The organism is Flavobacterium cyanobacteriorum (genome assembly GCF_002251835.1).
GTDB classification, from domain to species: Bacteria; Bacteroidota; Bacteroidia; order Flavobacteriales; family Flavobacteriaceae; genus Flavobacterium; species Flavobacterium cyanobacteriorum.
The window spans coordinates 44,862-51,313 of record NZ_NOXV01000268.1; the positions used below are offsets into that span (position 1 = coordinate 44,862).

The window sequence follows — 6,452 nt, forward strand, 5'->3', positions numbered from 1 at the left end:
TTCCGGGCATTAAACAATAGCTAAAGTTTAGATTTTATTAGCTTAATACGCACCGATGCAGTAAATTCGTATGGAACCCGTGTCCTGAAAAACTGTAACGCTGTTATGCCTGCTGTGATTGTATGGTTTAAAACTGATTTAAGGCTTCATGATAATGAAGCCCTTGTAAGGGCTTTGTCATCCGGTGATACTGTAGTACCTGTTTACTGTTTTGACGATTCACATTTTGGCACTACCCGCTTCGGCTTCCGCAAAACAGGCGATTTCCGCATTAAATTCCTGATGGAATCATTAACTGACCTTGATGCACAGCTGCGTGCCCTGGGTTCAGGCCTCCTTGTGGTAAAGGGCGATCCTGCCACTGAACTTTATAATGTTGCCAAAAAATACAATGCCAAAAAAGTTTTCGCTAAAAAAGAAGTAGCCTTTGAAGAGAAAGCGACAGAAGAAAAAGTAACAAAACAGCTCTGGAAACTGGGCTGCTCATTCGAAACGTACAGCACCAGCACGCTTTACCATGCTGAAGATTTGCCTTTTTCAATAAAAGATATTCCTGATGTATTTACCAATTTCAGGAAAAAGACCGAGAAAGAAAGCATCATACGCCCGCTCTTCAGTAAACCCCCGCGCATTGTTTCACCTGTAATGCCTCCTTTGGCGCTTCCGGAGGCTAAAGAACTTGGCGGGACAGATGCTGAAGCCGACGAACGGGCCTCCATAATATTCAGGGGCGGCGAAACCGAAGGCCTGGCACGGCTCAATGATTTTATTTTCGGCACAAAGGCAATTGCTACTTATAAAGAAACACGGGACGGGCTTACCGGCCGCGATTTTTCATCCAAACTCTCTCCGTGGCTCGCTTTCGGCTGCCTTTCGCCACGTGAAGTTTACAGCGAGGTAAAGCGTTACGAAGCAACGTATGGAGCCAACAAATCAACCTACTGGCTGATCTTTGAATTATTGTGGCGTGATTATTTCCGGTTCATGATGAAAAAGCATAAGAACAAGCTGTTCCTTAAGGGTGGCTTTAAGGGCAGGGCTTCTTCAACAGGGATTTTTATTCCTGAACTGCTGCAGCAATGGGCGGATGGGCAGACAGGCAATGATTTTGTTGATGCCAATATGCGTGAACTTAAATATACCGGGTTTATGAGTAACAGGGGCCGGCAAAATGTGGCGAGCTACCTGTGTAATGACCTTGGTATTGACTGGCGCTACGGCGCAGCCTATTTTGAGCAGCAGCTCGTAGATTATGATGCGAGCAGCAACTGGGGCAACTGGGCGTACATAGCAGGTGTGGGAAATGACCCCAGGGAAAACAGGAAGTTTAATGTAGATAAACAGGCCGCAGATTATGACCCCAAAAAAATATACAGGAAACTATGGCTACAATAAAAAAGCAATTTACCGAGCAGGAAACCGACCGTATAATAGAAATGGCATGGGAAGACCGCACCCCTTTTGATGCCATTAAGTTCCAGTTCGGGCTTTCGGAGGCTGATGTAAAGGCGCTGATGAAAAGGGAATTAAAGTTCAGCAGCTACAGGCTTTGGCGTGAAAGGGTTGAAGCCTGTGCTACAAAACATGCCAAAAAAAGAAATGAAGAGATAAGCCGTTTTAAATGCAGCCTGCAAAGGCAGATAACCCTCAACAAAATATCAAAAAGAAGATAATGGAATCAAAAACATACCTTTTTGCCGGGGCATCCTCAGCTATGGCCGTTGCCGCGGCTACACTGCTAAGGCAGCAGGGACATACTGTTATAGGCCTATCTGCCAAAACACCTGAAAATGCCTATAACCGGGTTTATACCGTGAGCGGATATGATTTTAATGCTTATCCGGTATTAGAAGAGCCTGTTGACGGCATAGTGTACTTTCCGGGCACCATCAACCTGAAGCCTTTTAACCGCTACAGTAAAGAAGATTTTGTGCAGGATTACAACATTAACGCACTTGGCGCGGCTGCGTTTGCGCAGGCATACCTGCCTAATCTTAAAAAAAGCAGCAATGGCTCCATCGTGTTTATAAGCACTGTGGCTGTTGCCGCCGGTATGCCCTTCCATAGTTCCATAGCGATGGCAAAAGCTGCGCTTGAGGGACTTACGCGGTCGCTGGCAGCCGAACTGGCACCAAAAATACGGGTAAACTGCATTGCTCCTTCACTTACAGATACACCACTGTCAGAAAAATTCTTAGGCACACCCGAAAAGCGTGATGCCGCCCAAAACCGCAACCCTGCAAAAAAAATTGGTACACCTCAAGACCTTGCTGCTGCCATAGCCTTCCTGCTAAGCAGCCAGTCGGCCTGGATTACGGGGCAGGTACTTGCTGTTGATGGTGGCATGAACAACCTGAAGGTATAGTCAGGGTATATAAAGCTATATCTTGCTCTATTTTTCCATTACAATAAAAAAATCGTTACTTTCGCAAATTGATTTTTTAGAACAGAAGGATGAGCAAGAAATTTACTGAATATAAAGGACTTGACCTGCCTGCAGTGGCCGGTGAAGTACTTGATTTCTGGAAAAAAGAGAACATATTTGATAAAAGCGTAACCACGCGCGAAGGCAAACCGCAGTACGTATTTTTTGAAGGCCCGCCAAGCGCCAACGGCCTGCCGGGGATTCACCACGTTATGGCACGCGCCATAAAAGATATTTTCTGCCGCTACCAGACCCAGAAGGGTTACCAGGTAAAACGTAAGGCAGGCTGGGATACCCACGGCCTTCCGGTAGAGCTGGGTACTGAGAAAGAGCTTGGCATTACTAAAGAAGACATAGGCACTAAAATAACGGTTGAGGAGTATAACGAGGCCTGTAAGCGCACCGTTATGCGTTATACTGACGTATGGAACGACCTTACTGAAAAAATAGGCTACTGGGTAGATATGGAAGACCCATACGTAACCTATAAGCCCAAATATATGGAATCGGTTTGGTGGCTGCTCAAGCAGATATATGATAAAGGGCTGCTGTACAAAGGCTACACTATACAGCCCTACTCACCAAAATCAGGTACAGGGCTTTCTTCGCATGAGGTAAACCAACCCGGTGCGTACAGGGATGTTACCGATACCACTATTGTGGCTCAGTTCCGCCCCCTTACCCCCGAAAGGGGAATGGATAACTCGATTGATAAAGCATTTGGGTTGTCAGGTGAAAGGACAGGGGATGATTTTATATTAGCCTGGACAACCACGCCCTGGACATTGCCAAGTAATACAGCATTAACTGTAGGGCCTAACATTGATTATGTACTGGTAAAGACATTTAACCAGTATACGGAGCAAAAAGTAAATGTTGTGTTAGCTAAAAATTTAGTTAGTAAACATTTTGGAAAGGGTTTTTTAGATGTACAAGATGATACTCAAATTAATAAAGCTTTAAATGACAGCTCAACGCTTCAAGAATTTAGAAATAAAACCGATAAATTATTGGAAGCTGAAAGAGGGGCTGATCAACCTACTATAAAGAATCTCGAAGATTCAAAAGAATTAAGAATTTCCTACCTAACAAATACAAAAAAAAATATACCCTATAAAATTTTAGCTGAAGCTAAAGGGGCAGCCCTTGTAGGCATTCGCTATGAACAGCTATTGCCGTATGTGTTGCCGTACCAAAACCCTGAAAACGCTTTCCGTGTTATATCTGGTGATTTTGTAACCACTGAGGATGGTACCGGTATAGTGCACACGGCGCCTACCTTTGGTGCAGACGATGCTAAAGCCGCTAAAGAAGCACAGCCGGAAGTGCCGCCTATGCTGGTGCTGGACGGGCATGGCAACCCTGTGCCGCTGGTTGACCTTCAGGGAAGGTTTATACAGGGGCTGGGAGAGCTTTCAGGCAAATATGTTAAGAATGAGTATTATGATAAAGGCGAAGCTCCTGAAAAGTCTGTAGATGTGGAAATAGCCATAATGCTCAAGGAGCAGAACAAAGCCTTCAAGGTTGAAAAATATGTACACAGCTACCCGCACAGCTGGAGGACCGATGAGCCGCTGCTTTACTATCCGCTGGACAGCTGGTTCATTAAAATGACCGATGTAAAGGACAGGATGTTCGACCTGAACGAAACCATCAACTGGAAGCCCAAAGCCACGGGTGAAGGCCGTTTTGGCAACTGGCTGAAAAATGCCAACGACTGGAACCTTTCGCGCTCACGCTACTGGGGCATACCATTGCCTATATGGCGAACGGAGGATAAAGCTGAGGAGATGGTTATTGGCTCTGCAGAACAACTGTACAACGAAATTGAAAGAGCAGTTGCGGCAGGCCTTATGGCCGAAAACCCTTTCAATGGATTTGAGCCGGGCAACATGAGTGACGAGAATTATGATAAAATTGACCTGCACAAGAACGTAGTAGACAAAATTGTTCTTGTTTCACCTTCAGGCAGGCCGATGAAGCGCGAGGCCGACCTGATAGATGTATGGTTTGACAGCGGCGCTATGCCGTATGCACAATGGCATTATCCCTTCGAGAACAAAGAGCTTATAGATAACAACACTGCCTTCCCGGCCGATTTTATTGCCGAAGGAGTTGACCAGACACGCGGATGGTTCTATACACTGCACGCTATTGCTACCCTTGTATTCGATAATGTGGCATATAAAAATGTAGTATCAAACGGGTTGGTGCTTGACAAGAACGGGCAAAAAATGAGCAAGCGCCTGGGTAACGCCGTTGACCCCTTTGCAACACTTGCCGAATACGGCCCGGACGCTACCCGCTGGTACATGATAAGCAATGCCAACCCGTGGGACAACCTGAAGTTTGACATTGAAGGGGTGGCCGAGGTGCGGCGGAAGTTCTTTGGCACGCTGTATAATACCTATTCATTCTTTGCGCTATATGCTAATATTGACGGTTTTAGCTATGCCGAACCTGAGGTGCCGCTGGTGGAAAGGCCGGAGATAGACCGATGGATACTTTCGGAACTGAATACACTTATAAAAGATGTTGACAGCTATTATGCCGATTATGAGCCTACACGTGCCGCAAGGGCCATATCGAACTTTGTGCAGGAAAACCTGAGCAACTGGTACGTGCGCCTGTGCCGCCGCCGCTTCTGGAAGGGTGAGTATGCACAGGATAAAATAGCCGCTTACCAAACACTGTACACCTGCCTTATAACCGTTGCCAAACTAAGCGCTCCCATAGCGCCGTTCTATATGGACAGGCTTTATAAAGATTTAACACAAGCTTCACAGGCTGAACGTTTTGAAAGCGTACATTTGGCCGATTTTCCCGCATATGATGAAAAGCATGTTGATAAATCGCTGGAAAGCAGGATGCAAAAAGCACAAACTATTTCATCGCTGGTGCTTTCGCTAAGGAAAAAAGAGATGATAAAGGTACGCCAGCCGCTGCAAAAGGTAATGATCCCTGTGCTTGATGCACGTCAGAAAGATGAAATAGAAGCGGTTGCAGAGTTGATAAAAGCAGAGGTAAATGTAAAGGAAATTGATTTGCTGGATGATGCCTCGGGCGTGCTTGTAAAACAGATTAAACCGAATTTTAAAGCATTAGGCCCAAGATTTGGCAAAGATATGGGATTGATTTCCAAAGAAATACAACTTTTCGGACAGGAACAAATCCGGGAAATAGAGAAAAACGGGCGTATAGATGTTGTTATTTCAGGAAAAAGTATTACCTTAACAACTGAAGATGTAGAGATTTCCTCACAGGATATCCCCGGATGGCTGGTAGCCACTGCAAACGGCATAACTGTTGCGCTGGATATAACCATAACCGAAACATTAAAGAAAGAAGGAATTGCACGGGAGCTTGTGAACAGGATACAAAACCTCAGGAAAGACTCCGGTTTTGAAGTAACTGACAGGATAAAAGTGTACCTGAAAGACAACAATGTGCTGGAAGAAGCGGTAAAGGCAAATGAAGCCTACATAAAATCAGAAACGCTTACAGATGCGCTTATCTTCAGCGATACAATAGAAAACGGAACAGAAATACAATTTGACGAAATAGAAACCTTAGTATTAATTTCAAAATAGGACTAAAAAATGGTAGAAGAGCAGATACGATACTCAGATGCTGACCTGGCAGAGTTTAAGGAACTGATAACAAAGAAAATTGAAAAGGCAAAAGCCGATCTTGAGCTGATAAAAAGCGCTTATATGAATGACCTTAACAATGGTACCGATGATACATCGCCAACATTTAAGGCATTTGAAGAAGGAAGCGAAACCATGTCAAAAGAAGCAAACTCCGCGCTGGCCATACGCCAGGAGAAGTTTATCCGCGACCTTAAAAATGCCCTTATCAGGATAGAGAACAAAACCTACGGCATCTGCAAAGTTACAGGCAAGCTTATCAGCAAAGAACGGCTCAAGCTGGTGCCGCATGCTACCATGAGCATCGAAGCTAAGAATATGCAACGCTAAAAAACAAAGAAGCCGTCTCACAACTTGAGACGGTTTTTTTACGTTTT

At 45.0% G+C, this 6,452-nt stretch carries 5 protein-coding genes; all 5 read left to right on the forward strand.

Annotated features, from left to right (window positions below; translation table 11 throughout):
* Positions 1 to 105 precede the first annotated feature (105 nt).
* The 5 genes from CHU92_RS09635 to CHU92_RS09655 all read left to right on the forward strand — a co-directional run bounded on the left by CHU92_RS09635 (position 106) and on the right by CHU92_RS09655 (position 6,405).
* Positions 106 to 1,395 (forward strand): DASH family cryptochrome, encoded by a 1,290-nt coding sequence (locus tag CHU92_RS09635; protein ID WP_094415004.1) that lies wholly within the window; start codon positions 106 to 108, stop codon positions 1,393 to 1,395.
* Positions 1,383 to 1,673 (forward strand): TIGR03643 family protein, encoded by a 291-nt coding sequence (locus tag CHU92_RS09640; protein WP_094415006.1) that lies wholly within the window; start codon positions 1,383 to 1,385, stop codon positions 1,671 to 1,673. Before CHU92_RS09635 ends, CHU92_RS09640 begins: the two co-directional genes overlap by 13 nt.
* Positions 1,673 to 2,365: an SDR family NAD(P)-dependent oxidoreductase gene (locus CHU92_RS09645; protein ID WP_094415008.1), complete on the forward strand. Its 693-nt coding sequence runs from the start codon at positions 1,673 to 1,675 to the stop codon at positions 2,363 to 2,365. The genes CHU92_RS09640 and CHU92_RS09645 overlap by 1 nt, the downstream gene beginning before the upstream one ends.
* 89 nt (positions 2,366 to 2,454) lie before the next feature.
* Positions 2,455 to 6,015 carry an isoleucine--tRNA ligase gene (ileS, locus tag CHU92_RS09650; RefSeq protein WP_094415010.1) on the forward strand — a complete coding sequence of 1,187 codons (3,561 nt, stop codon included), beginning with the start codon at positions 2,455 to 2,457 and terminating at the stop codon, positions 6,013 to 6,015.
* Between the two features lie 9 nt (positions 6,016 to 6,024).
* On the forward strand, positions 6,025 to 6,405 hold the full coding sequence (locus CHU92_RS09655) for a TraR/DksA family transcriptional regulator (protein WP_094415012.1): 381 nt from the start codon (positions 6,025 to 6,027) through the stop codon (positions 6,403 to 6,405).
* The last annotated feature ends 47 nt before the right edge of the window (positions 6,406 to 6,452 follow it).

Excerpts from the sequence above, each read along its gene's own strand:
- CHU92_RS09635 (WP_094415004.1), top strand. The coding sequence starts at position 106 with ATGCCTGCTGTGATTGTATGGTTTAAAACTGATTTAAGGCTTCATGAT.
- CHU92_RS09640 (WP_094415006.1), top strand. The coding sequence starts at position 1,383 with ATGGCTACAATAAAAAAGCAATTTACCGAGCAGGAAACCGACCGTATA.
- CHU92_RS09645 (WP_094415008.1), top strand. The coding sequence starts at position 1,673 with ATGGAATCAAAAACATACCTTTTTGCCGGGGCATCCTCAGCTATGGCC.
- ileS (WP_094415010.1), top strand. The coding sequence starts at position 2,455 with ATGAGCAAGAAATTTACTGAATATAAAGGACTTGACCTGCCTGCAGTG.
- CHU92_RS09655 (WP_094415012.1), top strand. The coding sequence starts at position 6,025 with ATGGTAGAAGAGCAGATACGATACTCAGATGCTGACCTGGCAGAGTTT.